Annotated in this window: 23 protein-coding genes; 4 read left to right on the top strand and 19 right to left on the bottom strand. The window is 33.6% G+C overall.

Annotated elements, in window-relative coordinates; translation table 11 throughout:
- Window positions 1-194 precede the first annotated feature (194 nt).
- The 4 genes from U472_RS09655 (at window position 195) to U472_RS09640 (ending at window position 4,131) form a co-directional block, all read left to right on the top strand.
- Window positions 195-893 (top strand): CTP synthase C-terminal region-related (seleno)protein, encoded by a 699-nt coding sequence (locus tag U472_RS09655; RefSeq protein ID WP_068717919.1) that lies wholly within the window; start codon window positions 195-197, stop codon window positions 891-893.
- Window positions 894-1,138: 245 nt separating this feature from the next.
- Window positions 1,139-1,807 (top strand): class I SAM-dependent methyltransferase, encoded by a 669-nt coding sequence (locus U472_RS09650; protein WP_068717917.1) that lies wholly within the window; start codon window positions 1,139-1,141, stop codon window positions 1,805-1,807.
- Window positions 1,808-2,003: 196 nt separating this feature from the next.
- Window positions 2,004-2,255, top strand: coding sequence for a hypothetical protein (locus tag U472_RS09645; RefSeq protein WP_068717915.1), 252 nt, complete (start codon window positions 2,004-2,006; stop codon window positions 2,253-2,255).
- A 295-nt stretch (window positions 2,256-2,550) separates the two neighbouring features.
- Entirely contained in the window at window positions 2,551-4,131 is a 1,581-nt protein-coding gene (locus U472_RS09640) for a recombinase family protein (protein ID WP_068717914.1), read from the top strand.
- A gap of 36 nt (window positions 4,132-4,167) precedes the next feature.
- Here U472_RS09640 and U472_RS09635 read toward each other — a convergent pair whose 3' ends face one another.
- From U472_RS09635 to U472_RS09550, 19 genes are all read right to left on the bottom strand, one after another.
- Window positions 4,168-4,641 carry a ferritin-like domain-containing protein gene (locus U472_RS09635; RefSeq protein ID WP_068717913.1) on the bottom strand — a complete coding sequence of 158 codons (474 nt, stop codon included), beginning with the start codon at window positions 4,639-4,641 and terminating at the stop codon, window positions 4,168-4,170.
- Between the two features lie 436 nt (window positions 4,642-5,077).
- On the bottom strand, window positions 5,078-5,584 hold the full coding sequence (locus tag U472_RS09630) for an Hsp20/alpha crystallin family protein (protein ID WP_068717912.1): 507 nt from the start codon (window positions 5,582-5,584) through the stop codon (window positions 5,078-5,080).
- 39 nt (window positions 5,585-5,623) lie between these two features.
- The gene (locus U472_RS09625) at window positions 5,624-5,905 is read right to left on the bottom strand and encodes a hypothetical protein (RefSeq protein WP_068717910.1); all 282 of its coding nucleotides are present in this window, start codon (window positions 5,903-5,905) and stop codon (window positions 5,624-5,626) included.
- A 48-nt stretch (window positions 5,906-5,953) separates the two neighbouring features.
- The gene (locus tag U472_RS09620; RefSeq protein WP_068717908.1) at window positions 5,954-6,409 is read right to left on the bottom strand and encodes a hypothetical protein; all 456 of its coding nucleotides are present in this window, start codon (window positions 6,407-6,409) and stop codon (window positions 5,954-5,956) included.
- Window positions 6,410-6,593: 184 nt separating this feature from the next.
- The gene (locus tag U472_RS09615) at window positions 6,594-6,785 is read right to left on the bottom strand and encodes a hypothetical protein (RefSeq protein WP_068717907.1); all 192 of its coding nucleotides are present in this window, start codon (window positions 6,783-6,785) and stop codon (window positions 6,594-6,596) included.
- Window positions 6,778-7,026 carry a hypothetical protein gene (locus U472_RS09610; protein ID WP_068717905.1) on the bottom strand — a complete coding sequence of 83 codons (249 nt, stop codon included), beginning with the start codon at window positions 7,024-7,026 and terminating at the stop codon, window positions 6,778-6,780. The genes U472_RS09615 and U472_RS09610 overlap by 8 nt, the downstream gene beginning before the upstream one ends.
- A gap of 18 nt (window positions 7,027-7,044) precedes the next feature.
- Window positions 7,045-7,284: a hypothetical protein gene (locus tag U472_RS09605; protein WP_068717903.1), complete on the bottom strand. Its 240-nt coding sequence runs from the start codon at window positions 7,282-7,284 to the stop codon at window positions 7,045-7,047.
- Between the two features lie 674 nt (window positions 7,285-7,958).
- Window positions 7,959-8,093, bottom strand: a complete 135-nt coding sequence (locus U472_RS17415) for a hypothetical protein (RefSeq protein ID WP_281201092.1) — start codon at window positions 8,091-8,093, stop codon at window positions 7,959-7,961.
- 315 nt (window positions 8,094-8,408) lie between these two features.
- Window positions 8,409-9,239: an ABC transporter permease gene (locus U472_RS09600; protein WP_068717901.1), complete on the bottom strand. Its 831-nt coding sequence runs from the start codon at window positions 9,237-9,239 to the stop codon at window positions 8,409-8,411.
- The gene (locus tag U472_RS09595; RefSeq protein ID WP_083189906.1) at window positions 9,232-9,969 is read right to left on the bottom strand and encodes an ATP-binding cassette domain-containing protein; all 738 of its coding nucleotides are present in this window, start codon (window positions 9,967-9,969) and stop codon (window positions 9,232-9,234) included. The genes U472_RS09600 and U472_RS09595 overlap by 8 nt, the downstream gene beginning before the upstream one ends.
- A 42-nt stretch (window positions 9,970-10,011) precedes the next feature.
- Complete coding sequence (locus tag U472_RS09590) at window positions 10,012-11,001, bottom strand: ABC transporter substrate-binding protein (RefSeq protein WP_068717898.1); 990 nt, start codon at window positions 10,999-11,001, stop codon at window positions 10,012-10,014.
- A gap of 108 nt (window positions 11,002-11,109) precedes the next feature.
- Window positions 11,110-11,721 carry a tetratricopeptide repeat protein gene (locus tag U472_RS09585; protein WP_068717897.1) on the bottom strand — a complete coding sequence of 204 codons (612 nt, stop codon included), beginning with the start codon at window positions 11,719-11,721 and terminating at the stop codon, window positions 11,110-11,112.
- 125 nt (window positions 11,722-11,846) lie between these two features.
- Complete coding sequence (pssA, locus tag U472_RS09580) at window positions 11,847-12,398, bottom strand: CDP-diacylglycerol--serine O-phosphatidyltransferase (protein ID WP_083189848.1); 552 nt, start codon at window positions 12,396-12,398, stop codon at window positions 11,847-11,849.
- Window positions 12,399-13,011: 613 nt separating this feature from the next.
- Window positions 13,012-14,118, bottom strand: a complete 1,107-nt coding sequence (locus tag U472_RS09575; RefSeq protein ID WP_083189847.1) for an ABC transporter permease — start codon at window positions 14,116-14,118, stop codon at window positions 13,012-13,014.
- A gap of 14 nt (window positions 14,119-14,132) precedes the next feature.
- Window positions 14,133-15,101 (bottom strand): ABC transporter permease, encoded by a 969-nt coding sequence (locus tag U472_RS09570; protein WP_068717895.1) that lies wholly within the window; start codon window positions 15,099-15,101, stop codon window positions 14,133-14,135.
- 87 nt (window positions 15,102-15,188) lie between these two features.
- Entirely contained in the window at window positions 15,189-16,913 is a 1,725-nt protein-coding gene (locus tag U472_RS09565; RefSeq protein ID WP_068717893.1) for an ABC transporter substrate-binding protein, read from the bottom strand.
- Window positions 16,914-17,241: 328 nt separating this feature from the next.
- Window positions 17,242-18,084 (bottom strand): diaminopimelate epimerase, encoded by an 843-nt coding sequence (dapF, locus tag U472_RS09560; RefSeq protein WP_068717892.1) that lies wholly within the window; start codon window positions 18,082-18,084, stop codon window positions 17,242-17,244.
- Window positions 18,085-18,837: 753 nt separating this feature from the next.
- Window positions 18,838-20,313, bottom strand: coding sequence for a protein adenylyltransferase SelO (locus U472_RS09555; RefSeq protein WP_068717887.1), 1,476 nt, complete (start codon window positions 20,311-20,313; stop codon window positions 18,838-18,840).
- 95 nt (window positions 20,314-20,408) lie between these two features.
- On the bottom strand, window positions 20,409-21,311 hold the full coding sequence (locus tag U472_RS09550; RefSeq protein ID WP_068717878.1) for a hypothetical protein: 903 nt from the start codon (window positions 21,309-21,311) through the stop codon (window positions 20,409-20,411).
- Window positions 21,312-21,483: the final 172 nt, after the last annotated feature.

Below are 21,483 nucleotides of genomic sequence, written 5' to 3'. Positions count from 1 at the left end.
TTGGTCAACTTCACCTAACAGCGGATTAGCTACATCCCACCTAGCGAGGATAAGTGAAAGTGAGGCTGACTTATGTGAGCTTGTATTTTTAATTAGAGGTAAGGAGTGTTGATGGGGACGTCGCGAACCTGCGGGACGTTATGTGAAAGACCACGCAACTTTAAGATAAAAAATTTTTAAGGAGGAAAAAAGAAATGATAGAGATTGCAGTTATAGGAGAATATGAACCTGATTTTAATCCACATTCTAGTCTGAACAAAGCTATTAAGCATTCTGCAAATAATTTAGGAGTTGAAACATCAGTAAAATGGTTTTCAACTGAAATGTTTAAAAATAAGAAGAATTTAGAACCTATAGCAGAATATGATGCTGTTTGGATAGCACCAGGGAGTCCTTATAAAAGTTTAGTAGGGGCTTTGAATTGTATTCAATATGTGCGTGAAAATAATATCCCTACTTTTGGAACATGTGGAGGTTTTCAACATCTTGTGTTAGAATATGCTCGTAATATTATGGGAATAGAAGAATCTCAACATGCTGAATATGACCCTTATTCTTCAAAATTGATAATTAACAAGTTGAATTGTTCACTTGCAGGTAAGAAATTACCCATTACAATTACAAATAAACAATCTAAAGTATTTTCCTTATATAATGAAACTAAAATTGAAGAAAAGTATTATTGTAATTTTGGTTTAAATCCTGATTATCAAAAAAAGATTGATAAGGCAGGGCTAAAAGTTGTAGGAATTGATGATACTCAAGAAGCAAGAATTATAGAACTTCCTAACCATAAATTTTATATCGGAACTTTGTTTGTTCCCCAAACTAGATCGACAAATGAAAAGCCTCATCCATTAATTACTGGTTTTATTAAAGCAGCTTACAGATAGGATTTTTATGATTGCAAATAAAGATGCAGTTATGTGGGGCGTGGTTCTTCATATAACAGCATCTTAGCGACATCCAGTTGCAGTGCATAAATAGGAGCTGGAGCTGACTTATGAAATTTAGGTTGCATTAAACTAAATTATAGGAGCATTGATGGGACGTCGCGAAGCTGCGGGACGTTATCTGACATAGGCCTAGTGGGTAGATATTGATTGTCTTAATTTAAAATAAAGGAAGTGATAAGTAAATGGTTGAAATAAACAAGTCAGAAAAGATGAATGAATTTTTTAATAAAAGAGCAGCATCATATGATGAATACATGAAAAATAATGTTAATAACTTTGAAGAATTTTACAAAACAATTGCTGATCCAATTATTAAAACAAATGAAAAAATAAAGATATTAGATATAGGTTGTGGAACTGGCTTAGAGTTAAAATATATATTTGAAAAAGCTCCTAATGCACGGATAATAGGGGTAGATGTTTCTGCTGAGATGTTAGAAATATTATTAAAGAAGTATCAAGATAAAGTAGATCAAATTAATGTTGTTAAAGATTCTTATCTTACATTAGAATTTGGGGAAAACAAATTTGATTATGTAGTTTCAGTTATGACTATTCATCATTTGCTTTATGATACCAAAAAGAAATTATACACAAAGATTTTAAAATCTTTAAATAATAATGGTAAGTATATAGAAGGTGACTATGTTGTTTCGGAAGGAAAAGAAAAAAGATTATTAAAACAATTTAAAAAGCAAATGAATCAAGAGAATTTAACTGATGGTTTTTTCCATATTGATATACCATTTTCAATAAAAACACAGGAAAAGTTATTCAAAGAGGTTGGCTATCGTAAATTTGATTTAATATTCAAGAAAAAAGAAGCAGCTATTTATGTAGGAGTAAAGTAAAAAGCCTACGATCGTCTAACACAGTATTGCCAGCGGCAATACCTAAACGTTATAAAGACTCCCCTACTCCACTTGATTATCTAATTTATTTAAAGAGATATTAAGCAGATGATTAAACTAATGCTATAAGATAATTCTTGGGGTAAGTAGCACCTAAAAAAGAGTTTACAACAAAAATTTTTAAAAGGAGTTAAAGATGGAACTACTCAGTATGCTTTTAGTTGCATTTATTATAGGCTTATTTAAGATTAGAACTAAATTAGGAAAGATAATCTTAACATTACTTACAATAGTCTTTGCATTTGCTTTGTTTTTATTTATATCCTTTTTTGCTATAGGAAATATCTATGGACCTGATCTAGATGCAGTATCTTACTATTTAGGAATAGGAGTTATAGTTATCAATATTATAATCTGGATTATTCCACTAAAGAAAGAAGAAGATTAAAGAATAATACACAAAAATTTTATTTATGAGAGTCGACAAAAACCAATTCATGACCAAGTTACTAATATAATAGGTGCTACAGAAGAAGGAATAAAAATATGAGAGAAAAAAGGGAGACTAAATACTGCTAGGAATTTGTTGAATATGGGATTACAGGTATGTGAAGCAACAGGTTTGAATAAGCAAGAAGTAGAAAATCTAAAATAAAGTTAAATCCCTGAGTAATTATATTTTAAACTCAGGGGTTATTTTTTTATCTCCATTAATTTATAATTAAATAAGAAGGAGTGATATCATGAAAAAAGCTATAGCCTATATCAGAGTATCAAAAGCCCGCGATGGAATGATTACCCAAGATACTCAATTAGAAAAGATCAAACAATACTGCAAGCTACAAGATATTGAGCTAGTAGACACTTACATAGACCTAGACTACTCTGGTCGCTCTTCTAATAGACCAGCCTTTCAAAAGCTATTTCAAAACATCAAGCGAGATAACCTAAATGCTGACTATCTAATGGTCTACAAACTAGACCGCTTTGCTAGATCAGTTACCGACTTCCATAATTATATGAAGGTACTAGATAAGTATGAGGTCAACTTTGTCTCTATTACCCAACAGTTTGATACCTCTACCCCTATCGGTAGACTTATTAGAAATATACTAGTAGACTTTGCCCAGTTTGAAAGTGAAATGACCTCAGAGAGAGTCAAAGATAATTTACTTAGAAATGCAGCCAATGGTCAATGGAATGGTGGGACCACCCCCTATGGATATAACTTAACCGATGAAGGCTTAGAGATAAATCAAGAAGAAGCAGAAATAATTAAACAATTCTATACCTGGTATCTAGAGCCTGGAGGAAGCCTCAATCAGATTGCTCAACGGGCCAACAAAGCCAAGATTAAATCTTCTAACGGTAAGACCTGGGCTCCATCACGCATTGGTGAAATTTTGGCCAATCCCCTCTATTGCATTGCTGATAAGGAAATTATAGCTTACTTTGAGAAGCAGGATATAGAGGTCTTTAATCAAGAAGCAATCGATGGAAAAAAAGCACTGCTTAGATATAACCGTAGAAAGTCTAAAAATGAAATCGGTGCAGTTAGAGATAAATCTAAATGGCTCATAGCTGTAGCAGAACATAATGGGATAGTCTCTTCTGATCTTTATATTAAGACTCAGAGAAAGCGTGACAGACGAGCAAATAGACCTTCTAGAGCAGGAACTGGAGTCAAAGGACTATTAGCCTATCTACTCAAATGCTCTGATTGTGGTAGGGCTATGACCTATTACTCTTCTACTAAGACTTTAGCTGATGGTAGCAAGAAAGACTATAGCTACTATAAATGTCGAGGCCGCAACATGGGAGAGATAGTCTGTGAAGGTCAATCCACTAAAGCTGAGTATGCTGAGAATTTAGTAATCGCTCGCCTTAAAGAATTATGTAAAAAGGACAATCTAAGTAAAGAGATTGGAAATTTGAAGGATGAACTCCAGGAATCTATCACCCTTTTGAAGAATAAAGCAGAAGAGATTAATACTAAATTAAAGGAGATAACTGCTGAAGAGAAGAATTTAATCAGTAAACTTAAGAAGTTAAGCTCTGAACACCTAATCACTATCATTGAAGAAGAAGCAGAGGAACTGGCTGCTAAAAGAAATAAATTAGAGCTTGAGCTACAGAGTATAGATAGCCAAATCCTAGAACACTCTAATGAGCTCTACTCTGAAGAATATCTAAGAAGCCAGTTAGACCTATTTGAAGAAAATTTTGATACTATGAACTTTGAAGACCAAAGAAACCTCTTACAGAGTATCATTAAAAAGATTATCTATGATAAAGGAAAGATTGATCTAGAGTACTACTTTTAAAATTTAGCCCCATTTTTAACGGGGCTAAATTCATAATTAACATATGCACGAATCATCATGCATAGCATCAAAAAATATATCTCTTAAATATGGGTTATTTGTCATAAGATAAAAATTCTTATATTTTTTAAAATCAGCCGTTTCATCTAAAATCCTACTTTCTAAATATTCTTCATAGTCATCTGCTTCTAATTCAAACTCAAATTCAAACTCTGTTGGTGGCTTATAAGGATTTCCCGTTAATCTTTCATAGGCCTTTTGAAACTGATAAGCATGCCCCCTTTCATCATCAGCAAACTCTGATAACATCTCTGCTGCGAATTGATTAGGAGCTATCTTTGCTAAAGCCTTATAATACGCTGCTGCTTCCAACTCATTTTCAATCGATAGATATATCTGCTGAATTAGAAAGCTTAAATCCTCATTATTAGGATTTTCATGCCACTCTCTCTTCATATTCATCATCTCACGAGCTATATCTAGCATATCCTTTTTAGTAAGTTTATTCATCTGTTAATCAACCCCTCCTCTCTTAATACCATTATATTACATAAAATAAAAATAGTTACTAATAACTCTATCTCTTTTAAGGATCAAAACAAGGATCTGATTCTTTAGGGTATAGATTCTCCTCTGACTTGCTGTACCTTAGAATTAGTCAGACTATTTGATGTTATACTTTCTAGCAGCTTTAGAAACATTAAATCTCCTCCTTTCTACTTATTAATTTATTCACATTGGAGTAACTTGGTGAAATATGAATGCTTAAAACTATATACTGCATAAATAATAAAAAAGATGGATAAGTAATCCACCTTTCAAGCTAAAGAATATTGTCCTATATTTATTACTAATACATAATTTTATAAATAAGCCTCTAAGGGTAGATAACCAATGATGCTTATAGCAGAAAAAACTCCTTACTCCTTACTTTTTAGAAGCTACTTCAACCTAGATGTTCAATCTCTATAGATTTAGCTTCAATCTTGACATCCTTAGAGAATCTCAATTCTAAAATGTTATCCTTAACAACCCCCTTCACATTATCTGGGTCCATATCAAATGTAATTGGTATAATCTGATCTTCTATCCCTGGTCCCCATTTAATAACTAGTTGATTCCCTCTCACAAATGACTCAATATGGCGTCTGCTTACTCCTTTAGGAATATCTACTCTCAAAATTCTATAGTCATGGGTCTCAAAGATTTCAGGTGTAGGATAATTACTATTTCTAGATAAATTTGATGAATCAAAAGTATTCTTAGAATTATTAAAGCCTTGCTGTAAAGATATAGCTATCATATCTTGAATATAATTTTGTAAACCTTCACTATCAAAATTAAAAGATTGGTTATCATCATTTTGACCTAAAGATTTTTCCAAGATATCATCGATATAATTCTTTATATAAGAGAAATCAATACCTCCGTTATTTCCAAAATTCCCACTCATTAAATCTCCTCCTTCTTATTTAATAGAAATAACAGAATCCTATCTTTTAGATTCTGCTAATTTATCAGCTATTAACCTTTTAGTCCAATCAGGTATATCATCATCTTCTTCATATATATTTATCTTACTTAAGTCATTAAGCAAAGCCGCTATCTCTTCAATATTGTTATTATCACCACTAATTGATCCAAAACCCTGACTAGATTTTTTATAACTTTCAAATCCAATAGGAAGGTTATTTCCTAAATTGACACATGAAGCTCCTTCAATAGTACCGATTTTTATCTCTCCAATTACAAAGTTAGGTGATAAAAATGACATTTCAACCCTCCTGTAAATCGTAATATAGTCTTATTAGCGAAATTAAACTTACAATATGTAACGTTTATTAATAATAGGATTAGTCTTAGTATTTTGCTTATCTTCTACTTTTGCTTGTAATTCTTTTGATAAAACTTCTTTATTCTCATTCTTTTGCTTTATTTTTACCTTTTTTAATAAATCTTCTTTTATCTTCTTATCTTTTTTCTTATCATTCTTCTTACCCTCTTTATTTACAGTAACACCAAAGTTATTACCTATATTTAAAGCACCACTTAACTCCTTTACATCGATTTTTTCAAAATTAAAGATTAAATTCTCTAATTGAAGATTATCTAAATTGAGTTCTTCTATAGTAATATGGCATTTAAGTGGCTTCTTCTTAATCTCCTTGAGTATCTCTTCTATCAATTTTAACCTTTTATTTATATCATCAACCTCTTTTGACGGTCCTTCTGCTTTATCTCCTTTGAATATCCATTTTATCTTATCTAGCCACTTCAAATGCTCACCTCCATCCTCTTCATTATATAACTGTATAAATTATAGTAGTTAAACTTTAAATTGAACTATATAAGATTAGAGTTAGATAACAGTAACCAGTATTAATTAGATACTATAGACCTCAACTTTAAATTAGAAATCTATATAAATGAACAATTTGAAGTAAATTTCAAATAATTTATAACTATTTACTTTCCCTTTTAACAACTACACTCTTAACCTTATCTACTTTATTAAAATTGCCTTGCAACTCTCCATACCCACTACTTTGCTGTACATAAGACTTCCATTTAACCTGCAAATTGTCACCAGAAAAAATTCCTGAAGAATTATTAATATTCTCTATCTTAAGATTTTTGAACCTAATCCTAGCCATTATTATCCTCCATTTCATGATAAATAGATGGGTTATCAATACAATCTGGATCAGCTACAACATTAAAAGGGGTTAAAACTAGATTGCCTTCTCCCTTTACCTCACCAAAGCCTGAATTCAATTTATTTTGTGCTCTCCAAAAGCATTGTAAGTTATCTCCTACAAAGATTCCTGATAAAGTATTGATAGAATTGACATTAATACTCTCAAAAACCACAATCTGATTTCCTTCCTTATCCAATATCATCCCCCCTTAGAGTTACTCAGCTTGGGCTGTTGGTACAAAGTCTGGGTCATTTATTGGTGTATCTAAAATATCATTATCAAAAATTATATTTGATGGTGCTAAAACATTAACTATACCATAATGACTACCATTACCATAATTATTTTTATTATGAGAGTCCCAATTAGTCTGGGCATTTTCACCAATAGACACTGTAGAGTTGGTATTAAGGCTATTGACATTGATAGCATTATATATAATATTTACAGACATAAATCATTCCCTCCTCATTAGTATCATAGCTATTCTATTTATATTATGTTTATAGAGCAAATTGGTTAATTTTTAAGATGCTTTGAAAAAAAGTTTATAATCTTAGATTCAATAAAAAATTATTGGAATAAAGTCTAAATAAAGTTATTACCTTTAATTAAAACTTATGTTATCTTGCCTATTTATATGATTAAGCAAATAAGTAAATCTAAGGTTCTACGGCTAGTAGAAGAATTACTGTAATAGATAGATAATACGATACTTTTATAGTTAAAAATTAAGTTCAAAACCTCACACTTCACCCCTTAATCCCCCTACGAGTAATACAGTTCAATTACTCTTCGTACACAACCAGTCTCTCCTTAACTAATGAGAGGGGAAACTCTTTCTCTTTTACTTTTCTCCCTTCTTCTAAGAGTAGGAGAAGGGTTGGGGATGAGGTGTGAAAAGTATCGCAATATACCCATTAACTGCTATTATCCATATTCAAATTTAACTATCACAAGGAAGCCTGACTATAAAAGCCAGACTATCAAAAATACTTTATCAATCTTCTAACCCCAATGGTGTCTGAATAGCTGGTGAATTCATATCTAGCCCATCTGAATCATAAATTGGTGAAGCAACTGGTTGTTGAATATTAACATCAAAGTCACCATAAATCTGCCCTGTAACTAGGTTATTCTTAACTTGACTATCTTGGCTTGAAAGAAGTTATCATCACCAAAGATTACTTGTGAGGTATTCTCTAAAGCATTTACATCAAAAGTACCTAAAAAGATAACAAGTTGACCACCTTCTATTACCAATTAAACCCCTCCTTTACTCTAATTTTTTAGGTATATAAACCCCTAAAATCCCTCCTGATAATCAAAGCTTATATTTTCCTGATATATATTATTAAATAAATTTACTACTCTCTTAAAAGGTCCCTGAAATATCTCTCCAACTAATTTTCTATCAAATCCCTCTGGAATCATAGTTAATTAAAGTAACATAAACAAAACTGACTAACTTCCATTAACTCCTCTTAAATTAACCTATTCACTATGCGATAAAAAGATTAATGATTCCAATGATTATAAACAGATAAAAGAAATCCCCCTGCTAGGCAGAGAGATTGATCAAGTATCCCATTTGATTAAACTTTTTTCTAACCAAACTATTAAATAATATAATAATCCTGCAACTATACATAAAATAATCACACTGGTCATTACTAAACTCAACTTAAAGACTTGACCACCATAGACTATTAGATAACCTAATCCAGCTTTTGAGACTAAAAATTCTCCTACTATCGTTCCTACTAAAGATAAACCTATATTCACCTTTAGAGCAGAGAAGATAGTCGGTAGATTTTCCATCAAGACTACCTTTTTAAAGATTTGGAACTCATTTGCTCCTAAAGTACGTAGTAGCTTGACTTTATTTTTATCTGTCTCCTTAAAACCATTGTAAACCATCATAATGGTTACTATTATTGAGACTAATAATGACATTCCTATAATCGCAGTCACTCCATTACCTAACCAAATAATCAAGATTGGACCTAATGCCATCTTAGGCAGGGCATTTAATAAGACAATATAAGGTTCAAAAACCTTAGATAGATAATCAGACCACCATAAAGCAGTAGCTACTATCAAACCTATTATTGCACCTAAGCTAAACCCTACCAAGGTCTCATAAATTGTAGTCCAAGTATGTTTGACAAGTTCTCCATTTAAAGCCATCTGGTAGATGGTCTTAACTATCTGGGTTGGATAGCTGGTAATGAAAGGGTCAATAACTTTATATCTGGCAGCTAGCTCCCAAGCTATAATAATTACTACTAGAATGGACAATTGGGAGAACTTAACTCCTATCTTCTTTAATCTGACCCTCCTTAAATATTGACCATGCTCTTTACTAACAGCACCTTTACTCAATATTCCTTCAATAAACTTAAACATAGATATCCAACTCCTCCCATAAGGAATTGAAGTACCTATTAAACTCTACTGATTCTCTTGCTTTAAAGGTTGAATACTCCCCTTCTATAGTCAAGTCTACCTTATGATCACTCTTAATTTGTCCTGGGCGTTCACTAAAGACCAATACCCTATCAGACATAGCAATTGCTTCTCCAATATCATGGGTTACCAAGATAACAGTCTTCTTCTCTTCCCTTAATATTTGGGCAACCTCATCCTCCAAGGCCAACTTGGTATGATAATCTAAAGCAGAAAAGGGTTCATCTAATAGAAGGATGTCAGGTTCAATGGCTAAAGTTCTGGCTAAAGCCACTCTTTGTCTCATCCCCCCTGATAATTGGGTAGGATAATAATCTTCAAAATCTCCAAGTCCATAATCAGCTAACAATTGGCGTGCCCTCTCTCTACTAGCATCGTTGAGCTGACCTCTAATTTCCAGTCCCAATAAGACATTATCTAGAATACTCCTCCAAGGAAAGAGATAATCTTCCTGTAACATATAACCAACCTTCTGATTGATACCCATTACTTCTTTACCATCAATCATCACTTGACCATCTGTTGGAGATAGTAATCCTGCCAAAAGTGATAAAGTAGTACTCTTGCCACAACCACTAGGACCGATCAAACTGATAAATTTACTATCTTCTATAGTAAAGCTTAGGTCTTTAAGGGCTTCTGTCTCACCTTCTAAAGTATGGTACTTCATTCCTACATCTTTAAACTCTACCTTAGACACAACTATCCCCCCTTACTCTACTAAATTGATAGATTTTCTAGCAAAGTTGGTATTCACTAATACTCTATAGTCAACCATCTCTTCTAACTCTCCAGCTTCCATAATAATCTCTTGCCAATGTTCAAAATCCTTCTTCTTTAGAATTGGATTATGGGACCAAGTATCTTGGCTCTTATATCTATCCACTACCTTTATTAAAATATCAAAGTCTATATTTGGAAAAGAAGGTCTAATCACTCTAGCTATCTCTTTAGCTGAATGGGAATAAACCCACTTCTGAGCACGGTAGACTGCTTTAGTAAACTTTAAGACTGTTTGTGGGTTCTCTTTAATATAGTTCTTTCTTCCCATATAAACTGTATAAGGTACCTTTCCACCAAGCTCTCCAAAAGAGGCTACTACATGTGCAGCACCTGTAGCTTCTAATTGTGAAGCCTTTGGCTCAAATAATTGTACAAAATCACCTAATCCATTCTTAAAGGCTGGTGCATTTGCTGTAAAGTCTAAATTGGTAACAATATCTACATCTTTAAAGGGCTCTATCCCATTATGGCGTAGAGTATACTCCATTACCATCTCTGGAGCACCACCTGGACGATTACCAATAATCTTCTTACCCCTTAGATCCTCTAAAGTAAAACCAGGCATAGGTTCTCTTGCTAATAGAAAAGAACCTGCTGTTTGGGTCAATTGAGCAAAGTTAACCAGATAATTATCTGCCCCTTGCTGATAGATGTACAGAGTTGTCTCAGGACCTATTAAAGCTATATCAGCATTATTAGACATCAAACTAGTGGCTGCTTTGTCACCACCCCAAGCAGTAGATAATTCTATATCCAATCCCTCATCATCGAAGAATCCTTTATGTATTGCCACATATTGAGGTGCATAGAAGATAGAATGAACAACTTCATTTAACCTAACCTTAGTCTTTGCAAAAGCACCAAAACTTAAGGTCAACAACAAGATTAATACCAAACTTCCAGTCAATAATCTCTTCATCAAATCACCTCCAAATTTTTATACATATATTTTATGTACTCTTAACTAAAACTGTGAATAGAAAAAGACGAGATTCCTAAGAACCTCGTCTTAATTAATTGGTCTTATTTAATTTAAGAATAAGGAGACACCTTTGCCACCTTTGCCTATATGATATAAAGCTTTAAAGATTTTTCCTTTCTTATAATAATTGGCACCTAAAAGAAAGTGGGTATATTCACTCTCTTTTATTTCTAAAGATTTCTTTAATGTCCTCTCAGCCTGATTATAATTCTTTAGTTCATGCTCTACCACAGCTAAATAATTATAAGACCAGATATTTTGTGGGTCTAACTTAACTAATCTATTAAATAATTGCTTAGAATCCTTGTAATTTTCAATTATATAATAAGCAAATGCTAAATAATTACTATCTATAATATCATCAGTATTATTCTCTACTATCATCTCATACTTAGGAATAATCTCTTTTAGTACCTCTTTTCCTTTTGTCTCATCTAAACTTTTAAATATCTCCGTGGCTTGCTCTATCTTCCCCAAATTAGCATATGCAACAGCTAATTCATATTTTGCTACTATATTTTCTTTATCATCATTTAATAGATTATTCCTCTCTAAAGCTACCTCCTGCCACTTACCTTCAACCTTGCTGACAGCCCAAATTTTATTAGGGAATAATACCATTAAAAGCAGTAATAAGATTAGTAAGAATCTCTTCATAATAACTTTTCCCCCTAAGATATTAAATTAATTCTTTTTACTATAATTATTCAATATTTAAAGGGCAATACCTCTTCAAGGTTTATATTTTCTAAAATATTTTATAATAGGATATAATTTCAACCTTATAATTTAGGAATCTTAACTTTGCTGATCATCAAATAAGATAGTAGTATTATCAATAAGATTAGAAGCTCCACAGGTACTGAATACTTATAACTAAAAAAGCTAACAAAAGCCAATAAAGCCCCTGCTACAGTAATTGGTACTCCCACATAAGAACCATCAAATTCTGTGATATTATACCTTGCTAATCTCAAGGCACCTGCCATAGAGAATAAAACCACCAACAATAGCCCAAAACCACCCAATTCTATCAGTCCTACTCTCCAAACCAATACCGCTGGAGCAATACCAAAGGAAACTATATCAGCTAAAGAGTCTAACTCTTTTCCTAAGTCACTTGTTGCTCCAAGACCCCTAGCAATCCTCCCATCAAATACATCAAAAAGACCTGCTAATAAGATAAATAGTGGAGCTAGATGCATCTCTTCTTGGATAATAGCTAAAATAGCTATTATTCCACAAGATAGATTCCCCATAGTCACTGCACAAGGAATCAATTTTAAATCAACAGACTCCTTGATACTTCTCTCTCTTAAAAACTCTCTAATCATTCCCAACTACCTCCCCAATGATAGTAATTCTACCTCTTACCTTCTTTAACCTTTACCTCTACATACTCAGGCATAATAACCTCAGTACAAGAACCAAATTTAATCAGTCCAAAACCTTCATCTACTGATTCTCTATTCCAACATAATTTTTCATTAATCTCAAAAGCATGATTCTTAAAAGCAGGTAAGAAGTTGCCTTCACGATAATTCCGATACTTAACCTCTCCATTTATTGAACTACGATTGATTAGGAATCAAACTTAATATAGGAAAAAGTAAATATATTATACCACTGATCACTGTCAAGACTAAGAATATAAGGTCTCTTTAGCTATAGGACCTTAAACATCTAATTCCACTCCATTCTTTATATATAACAAGTTATTATTCTCCCTTTAAGAGAGTTTTCCTGCTAGAGATTAATAAATTCTATAATAATATTCTATTCTAAGATATTGTGCCAGTAGAACAGATTATACAGTAAAAGGATATTACGATACTTTAGTATCTAGTGGCAAGTAACCAGTAAAGAACTTAACTTGTCACCTGTTACTTGTCACTCGTTACTGTCTGAATATACTTATTAAATCCCACTTTAAATCTATCTATAACTCTACTCATTCTTAGGGTCTAAAGCATCTCTAACCCCATCACCTAATAGATTAAAGGATAAGATGGTGATAAAAATCATCAGTCCCGGTATTAATAGCCACGGAAATGAAGTTATCTTGGTTATTGACTGAGCTGAACTTAACATATTACCCCAACTAGCATCAGGTTGTTGAATACCTAATCCAATAAAGCTTAAGCCTGATTCCATCAAAATATACCCAGGTATAGCCAAAGTCGCTCTAACAATTACATAGGTCGTTGCTCTTGGTAAGATATGCTTCCAAATTATTCGAAAATCACTAGCACCCAAAGATTGAGCTGCCACTACATAATCTTGCCCCTTAATCGCCATCACCATTCCTCTAACTACCCTTGCCATCCCTGCCCAGCCAATAAAGGATAAAATCAGAATTATTAAGAAAAATCTAAAAGTAGAGGATAATTTAATCGGTAATACTGCCGCTAAGGCCAATAATAGATAGAAGCTAGGAATACTTAAAATCACCTCTACTATTCTCATTAATAGGCTATCAATCCAACCCCCATAATAACCTGCAACTCCTCCAATTAATAATCCAAAGATACTGGTAATCAATATCCCAGCAAAACCTAAGAACATCGATACCCTTCCTCCAAATAGTATTCTACTAAAGATATCCCTTCCATAATTATCAGTCCCCATTAAAAAGAGATGGGCTGATTCATCTACCCCTATAAAGTGAATATTGGTTGGAATCAACTTTAAAAACTTATACTCACTTCCATGATAAAATAAATTAATTGGGTATTTCTTGCTTTTATCCTCTTCGTACTTTGCCCAACCTACCTCCTTAGTAGCATAGACATAGGGCCAAGTCAGTCCATCATCATCCTTAATGTGAATCTTAGTAGGCGGATGGAAGAAATGATTCTTAAAAGCCTGATTTGGGTGATAGGGAGCTAAGAAGCCAGCCAAAATAACCACTAGATATAATATCAAAATAATAACAGCAGCTATACTTGCCATGGAGTGTTTAGCTAATAATGAAAGTTTATCTTTCCAAAAAGAATATTCTTCTCTATTAGAAGTGTCCTTATTCCTCTCTTCTTTAATCTTTAATTTAGCCATTCTTCTTCACCCCTTTAATCATATCTAATCCTAGGATCTACCAGAGATAATAATATATCAGCAACTAAATTTCCAATTATCAATAATAAACTCCCCATCATCAGCCCTGCCATTACTAGATAGATATCCTTTGCTCTAACAGCTTCTAGCATCATCCTCCCCATCCCTGGCCAAGCAGTTACAATCTCTGTTAAGGCTGCTCCACTTAAGAGTCCACTTAATTGAAAGCCAAAGATAGTTATTAGAGGGTTAATCGCATTTCTAAAGGCATGCTTATAAATAATTCTTCTTTCCTGCAAACCTTTAGCCCGAGCTGTTCTAATATAATCTTCTCTCATTACATCTATCATCTGCCCTCTCATCTGGCGCATCAATCCAGCTACTGATGCAGTCCCTAATACAATAGCAGGAACTAAAAGATGCTTTAATACATCAATAACTTTCTCCCAAGGACTTAGCCATTCATAATCAACACTGGTCATTCCACCGATAGGTAGGTTGATATCGAACTTCACTATCAGAAATAATAATAATAATGCAAAAAAGAAGTTAGGAATCGATAATCCTATAAAAGCAAAAACACCTAGAATATTATCACTCCAGCTATACTTCTTGACTGCTGAATGCACTCCAATTGGTATAGCCATCCCCCAACTAATCACCATAGCAGCTAAGGATAGGATTAAGGTATTTAATAACCTACTACCCATAACATCTGTTACTGGGGCATTCCATTTAAAGGACCTACCAAAGTCTAAATGCAATACTCTCCAAAGCCACCGAAAGTACTGTTCTACAGGACCCTTATCTAAACCGTACTTGACCTTCAAATCATTGATTAGCTCTTTTGAGATATCTGGATTCATCTTTAAGGTCTCAAGATAATCCCCTGGAGTAAATTGCATTATAAAGAAGCTAACCATTGAAATTATCAGTAATAATGGAATTACCTGTAGTAGCCTCTTAGATATATAAGTTAACATCCTGTCACTCCTCTCATAATTTAGAATAAATACTACAAAGGGAGGAGGGTGACCAATTAAGCAGCCACCCTCTTTAAAGATTATCTTCTATTTTTCCAAGTAGAGCTCTTCTAAATTCCACAATACCCCACCTAAGGCATTGGAACTTACATTTTTTAGAGTATTTCTAACACCATAGATTGCATCAGGAACTGCTGTAAAGATAACTGGAACCTGCTCTGCTATAATCTCTTGCCACTGATCATAATACTTCTTACGCTCTTCATAGTTAGAAGTAGTAGCAGCCTTTAAGAAGAGTTCATCTATTCTTGCCTCCCACTGGGTAGCTGGTTCTTTCTGCTTTGGATTCCACATATGGAGATTTCCACTAGACTTCCAAACATTAGAACCACTATTTGGCTCTGGGCTTCCATTAAAATAGAGGAAGAAAGAATCCCAAGTATATTCACTGGTAAGTTGCCTGACCAGTTTACTAAAGTCAATAGGTGTAGCATGTACAACCATCCCTAGCTCTTTCCAGCCATTGGCGATAATATTTAAATTAGCCTCACTTAATTCATTACCAGCATTAGTTACAAAGGTGAACTCTACAACTCGACCATCTTGATCTATTAACTGACCTTGATTATTCCAGCTAAAGCCACCCTGTTTTAGTTCTTCTCTAGCTTTAGCTAAGTCATAAGGGTACTTTCTAACATTAGGATTTAGGAATCGCTTATTAGGGGCACTGACTGCATTAAAGTCAGGCTGACCAAAACCAGCATAGACCTGATTGATAATAGTCTCTCTATCTACTGCATAAGCAGCCGCCCTTCTAAAATGAACATTGGTAAACCACTTATACTTCCAAGGCTCTTCCTTTAAATTGGGATTATTAGGATTCTGATTAAAGGAGATCAGTGATTTAAACCAAGTTGGTCCAGCATCATATAAGGTAAAGTTCTTTTCATCCTCCATTACCTTCATTCTACTATAATCACTATTCTTAATTCCTACAACATGGGTCTCCCCTTTTTCAAATTTGAGCACCTGAGTCTCTCTACTTCCTGCAATCTGACGAACTACACGATCAATATAAGGCAGTTGATTACCTTCTTGGTCCTTCTTCCAATAATATGGGTTACGCTCAAAGACAAGCCTTTCACCAACCTTATAATCAACAAATTTATAAGGACCAGTTCCTACAATTTCACTTACCTTAGTATCTATTCCCCAACTTTGATTGAACTTCCCTTCTTTCCATATCTGATATAGCTTGTGCTTAGGTAAGATCACAAAACCATCCAATTGGCTTAACAGAGGTGCATAAGGTTGAGGTAGAATCAGCTTTACAGTATAATCATCTACCTTTACTACTTTGATCTTTTCACCTCCGATAATCATTCCATCCTTGGCACTGTTAGGAATATTCTCATCATAGATTATATCATAGGTAAAGATTATATCATCAGCACTAAAAGGCTCTCCATCATGCCATTTGACATTCTCTCTTAAATAAAAAGTCCATTCTAGACCATCATTGCTTACTTCCCAACTTTTAGCCAACTCTGGCTCTATCTTTAAGGTTTCAGGATTAAAGTCAGTTAGACTCTCTAAAACTATACCAGCAATTTCTGAATGTTCAGAGCTAGTTATTGGATTAAAACTTCCTGGATCACTCAATAAACCAGCAGTAATTAAAGTCCCTCCATACTTGTCATCTCTACTCGACTTCTCATTCTCGGTAAACTCCTTTTCACCACAAGCTGTTAAAATCAAGCTTATAATCAAAAGTACAGCTACCACTAATTTTAAACTCCTAGTCTTCTTCATCTTCTAAACTCCTCTCTACTCAATGTATAATAGGTTTCCTTATCAAAAATTAACTCTAGTTAAATTCGCAGACTATTTTTTAATTATCTCATTTATCACTCTAATTTTCAACTCTTTATAGATAGTAATAAGTTGCTAATGAAAAGTGAAGAGTAATCAACATTCTAATAAAAATTGAAAAAGAGCAGACTACTATAATCTGCTCTAAGAATTTAGCTTATAATTTCCATTCTCCCTTATAGTTTTAAAAAAAACAAAACTATTCGTAATCAAATAAGTCTTTATTCTTTCATAATGAAAACTTGATTTAATATTAATTCTCTACTTTTTATAGTTTCCATTCTCCTACAAAGACCTCAGTAGCAGGTCCACTCATATAAACCCGGTTATTATCCTCTGCCCATTCAATTACTAAGTCTCCACCTGCTAAATGAACAGTAATTTTACGATTGGTATATTCATTTAAGATAGAAGCTACTGTAGAAGCACATGCCCCAGTTCCACAGGCTAAAGTAATCCCTGCTCCACGTTCCCAAACTCTCATTTCAATCTCATCCTTATTTAAGACTTCGATAAACTCTACATTGATATCCTCTGGGAATACTTCATGGGTCTCAATTTGAGGTCCCCAATTGTTCAATTCGATCTTCTCAATATCATCTACGAAGATAACGCAATGGGGGTTACCCATAGATACAGTAGTCACCTCAAAGGTCTCAGTACCAACTACTAACTTTTCTTTGATTACTTGCTCCTGGTCACCACCTACCATTGGGATTTCACTTCTTCTTAAGATAGGCTCTCCCATATCAACCTTAACGAGCTCTACTGCTCCATCCTTTAAGATTAGTTCAGGTCTAATCATTCCAGCCAAAGTCTCTATATTAAGGTTAGTCTTCTCTGTTAATCCTCTTTCATAAAGGTACTTAGCAAAGCATCTGATTGCATTTCCACACATCTGTGGTTCACTACCATCTGGATTGAAGATTCTCATTCTATAGTCAGCTTCGGCTAAATCTGATGGTAAGATTAATACCAATCCATCTGCTCCAATCCCAAAGTTTCTATCACACATCTCTTTAGCCAATTGAGATGGATTCTCTACTTCCTTCTCAATACAATCAATTAATACAAAATCATTGCCTAATCCATGCATCTTTGTAAATTTCATAACTACTCTCCTCCTAATTAATGTGTATTACTAATAATATATAAATGTGAACTACAATAACGAATACTCATTTAAAAGCTGATTTAAAGCTATCTGGTTAACTATAATTATTTTACTAGGATTTAAGTTTTAAATCAAGGAGAAATTAAAAGTTTTGAGAGTAATTGTCATTATTGATTCTCTTATTAAGTAGACATCCATCAGCTATAATCCTCCATATCTAATATGATATCAAGGATTAATTTAATAGCAGTTTAATTCTATCTACTATTAAATTATTGTAGGTTTTCTTAATTAGTTTAAAGTCTTCCTTATCATTCTCGAAAATAATAAAAGTAAGCCTTTATAAGAAAAAGATAACCCTTTTATAGGTTATCTTTTATCTTTTGTATTTCCTGCTTAGATAATCTCCTTGCTTCAACTATTTTATTCATCCCTATTCTTAATTTAAGTAAATTATTTACCATTTCTTTTTTCCTTTTTCTATACCTTCTTTTCTTCCCTCTTCACTACCGAATAATTTTTTAAAAGCAAAATCCCCCCAAGCCTAAAATGGGCTTTCCGTGATGGCTGAATACAACCTATCTACTCGTGGGTTTAAACGACACATTTTGTTAAACTTCCTATCTTAGTAATGTTATTTTCATTATAACATAATGCTTATGATATAGTTATCGAAATTTAGTCAGTAATTAGTTTCATTAAAGATATCGACAGAAAACCATCTGGCTTTCTATCGATAAAACCTTGAAATCAGGTGCCACAAAAAGTTCGATAAGGAATCTCTGATGGCTCAGGCGGTATAGAATATTTCTCTTGTTCAGAAGAATGGGCATAAGGATCTTCAAGAACCTCAAGGAAGTGCTCCATCACACTATAATCTCCTTCTTTGACTGCAGCTTCTAGTGCCTCTTCTACTCGATGATTGCGAGGAATTAATGCAGGATTGTTCTTTTTCATCAATTGATGGGAGGATTCTTTTGACTCTTGCTGCCTATCTAGCCTCTTTTGCCATCTTTCATACCACTGGGCAAATTCTGTGTTATCATACAAGTCACTATCCTCCAATTTATCAAAGGTTAATCCCAAGAAAGTATTGGTATAGTCTAAATCATACTCCTCCATTATACTAAGAAGCTTCTCAATAAGGTCTCCATCCTCTGCCTCTTCATTAAATATTCCTAATTTTTTTCTCATTCCTGCTAGCCAATTTCTATTATATAATTTAATAAAATCTGCAAGTACATCCTCGGCTAACTTAATGGCTTCCTTCTGATCATCATGAAGCAGGGGTAGAAGGGCTTCAGCAAATCGTGCAAGATTCCACTGACCAATAGGAGGCTGGTTTTTATAAGCATAGCGACCTCTACGGTCAATAGAACTAAAGACTGTTTCTGGATCATAGGTATCCATAAAGGCACAAGGACCATAATCGATAGTCTCTCCACTAATGGTCATATTGTCAGTATTCATCACCCCATGGATAAAGCCAACTAGTTGCCATTTGGCAATCAACTCTGCCTGAGCCTTAATCACTTCTTGAAGTAAAGCAAGGTATTTATTATCATCATCTTTAATCTGTGGGAAATGGCGCTTTATTGCATAGTCAGCTAAAATCTCAAGTTCCTCCTTAGTACCCCAATTTGCAGCATATTGAAAGGTTCCAATTCGTAAATGGCTAGCAGCCACCCTAGTTAGAATTGCACCAGGCAACTCAGTTTCACGCCTTACCATCTCACCAGTTGTCACTACTGCCAAACTACGGGTAGTAGGAATACCAAGGCCATACATCGCTTCACTGATGATGTATTCTCGTAACATCGGTCCAAGTGTAGCTCGACCATCACCGCCACGGGAATAGGGTGTTCTACCTGAACCCTTAAGCTGAATGTCAAAGCGTTTACCTGAAGGGGTAATCTGTTCACCAATCAACAAAGCTCGACCATCCCCTAACCTCGTAAAATGACCAAATTGATGCCCCGCATAAGCTTGAGCAAGGGGGATAGCACCTTCAGGGACTCTATTACCAGCAAAGACCTCCACCCCCTCTTCACTTTGTAGCTCTTCTATATTTAACCCTAGAGATTTTGCCAAAGGGTAATTTAGAATAATCAACTTAGGTGAAGATACAGGTGTTGGATTGATATTACTAAAAAATAATTTCGGCAAATTTGCATAACTGTTCTCTAAGTTCCATCCTGTTTCTATTGGTGCTTGTACCTTTGTCATAGTATCTCTTCTTCTCCTTTCTTATTTCATATTAACTTGCAACTTTAATTAAGCAACTACTTTTAGTGTCTGCTTCTACTAATTTATTATACCCTTTACTTAACCTTTCCTAATTCATCTAAGAAGGCTGGTCTTCTTTTATAAATAACACTTAACTCATTTATCAGCTCTTTTAAATCTTCTTTACCTGCAATATTTTTATAATTTTTAAGCTTTTTACATACCTTTTGATACATCTTTCTAGTTGAAGCAGAATTAGCTTCAACTTTTATAAAATCTTTATAAATCTCTATAACCTCATCTTCATATCTATCTACTAACATCTCTGCATAATTTTCGATAGTTCTTGGATTCTCTCTTACAAATTCCATTAACGCAGCTAAATCCTCCTTTTCAACTATCAGCTTAAGATAGATTCTTTTCACATGCCAGTCCCTATTATTTTTTAACTCTTCTTTTATTTGATTATAAAAAATTTCTTCATCACTTTTATGTAATTCCTTTAGTTCTTTATAATATTCAAAATCACCACCAAAGAATAGTTCTTTTGCTAATCTCTCTTGTTCATCTTTAAGTCCAAGCTCTTTATAAGCTGTATATCTTATCTTTTTCCATTTTGATACTAGCCCTAAATATTGTTGGTCTTTTACTTCTCCCTCTAATGCCAACTCTATAACTTTTGAGTAATCTTTCTCTTTTATTAGCCTATCTATAAGCAGCTCTCTAAAGGCTGTAAATTTAAGGTTTGCTTTTATAAACTCTGCTGCCTCTTCTTCACTGCCATATTCATCTATTATTTCAAATAATATTAGAAGCAAGTTTTCACTATGATACCTCTGATAAGTATTATCAAGATTTTTACTAACTAGGTGCTCTATCTTTAACTTGAGCTTATCTCTAAACTCTTTAACATCTGCAAATTTAGCAGAAATTTCAATTATACTATCTCTATATTCTTCCCAACCATCAAATATTTTGTTATCACTTTCTTTTAACAATCTTTTAAATATTTCTCCCCTTACCTTTAAACCTTTATTTTCAGAATTAGCTATAATCTCATCTATTGATTCTATTACTTCTGAAACAAAACCACCTATATAGTCTCGTGAACTTAGACTGAAATTTTCCAGTATTAATCTTGCCCAAAAAGATTTATAATTAAGATAACTT

Origin of the sequence: Orenia metallireducens (genome assembly GCF_001693735.1) — a bacterium.
GTDB classification, from domain to species: Bacteria; Bacillota; Halanaerobiia; order Halobacteroidales; family Halobacteroidaceae; genus Orenia; species Orenia metallireducens.
Note: the sequence above shows the minus strand (reverse complement) of the source record. Positions and strands in the feature narration are given on the sequence as shown.

Bases quoted from the DNA above. Each gene is read 5' to 3' on its own strand.
- U472_RS09655 (WP_068717919.1), top strand. From the start codon at position 195: ATGATAGAGATTGCAGTTATAGGAGAATATGAACCTGATTTTAATCCA.
- U472_RS09650 (WP_068717917.1), top strand. From the start codon at position 1,139: ATGGTTGAAATAAACAAGTCAGAAAAGATGAATGAATTTTTTAATAAA.
- U472_RS09645 (WP_068717915.1), top strand. From the start codon at position 2,004: ATGGAACTACTCAGTATGCTTTTAGTTGCATTTATTATAGGCTTATTT.
- U472_RS09640 (WP_068717914.1), top strand. From the start codon at position 2,551: ATGAAAAAAGCTATAGCCTATATCAGAGTATCAAAAGCCCGCGATGGA.
- U472_RS09635 (WP_068717913.1), bottom strand. From the start codon at position 4,641: ATGAATAAACTTACTAAAAAGGATATGCTAGATATAGCTCGTGAGATG.
- U472_RS09630 (WP_068717912.1), bottom strand. From the start codon at position 5,584: ATGAGTGGGAATTTTGGAAATAACGGAGGTATTGATTTCTCTTATATA.
- U472_RS09625 (WP_068717910.1), bottom strand. From the start codon at position 5,905: ATGTCATTTTTATCACCTAACTTTGTAATTGGAGAGATAAAAATCGGT.
- U472_RS09615 (WP_068717907.1), bottom strand. From the start codon at position 6,785: ATGGCTAGGATTAGGTTCAAAAATCTTAAGATAGAGAATATTAATAAT.
- U472_RS09605 (WP_068717903.1), bottom strand. From the start codon at position 7,284: ATGTCTGTAAATATTATATATAATGCTATCAATGTCAATAGCCTTAAT.
- U472_RS09600 (WP_068717901.1), bottom strand. From the start codon at position 9,239: ATGTTTAAGTTTATTGAAGGAATATTGAGTAAAGGTGCTGTTAGTAAA.
- U472_RS09595 (WP_083189906.1), bottom strand. From the start codon at position 9,969: ATGAAGTACCATACTTTAGAAGGTGAGACAGAAGCCCTTAAAGACCTA.
- U472_RS09590 (WP_068717898.1), bottom strand. From the start codon at position 11,001: ATGAAGAGATTATTGACTGGAAGTTTGGTATTAATCTTGTTGTTGACC.
- U472_RS09585 (WP_068717897.1), bottom strand. From the start codon at position 11,721: ATGAAGAGATTCTTACTAATCTTATTACTGCTTTTAATGGTATTATTC.
- pssA (WP_083189848.1), bottom strand. From the start codon at position 12,398: ATGATTAGAGAGTTTTTAAGAGAGAGAAGTATCAAGGAGTCTGTTGAT.
- U472_RS09575 (WP_083189847.1), bottom strand. From the start codon at position 14,118: ATGGCTAAATTAAAGATTAAAGAAGAGAGGAATAAGGACACTTCTAAT.
- U472_RS09570 (WP_068717895.1), bottom strand. From the start codon at position 15,101: ATGTTAACTTATATATCTAAGAGGCTACTACAGGTAATTCCATTATTA.
- U472_RS09565 (WP_068717893.1), bottom strand. From the start codon at position 16,913: ATGAAGAAGACTAGGAGTTTAAAATTAGTGGTAGCTGTACTTTTGATT.
- dapF (WP_068717892.1), bottom strand. From the start codon at position 18,084: ATGAAATTTACAAAGATGCATGGATTAGGCAATGATTTTGTATTAATT.
- U472_RS09555 (WP_068717887.1), bottom strand. From the start codon at position 20,313: ATGACAAAGGTACAAGCACCAATAGAAACAGGATGGAACTTAGAGAAC.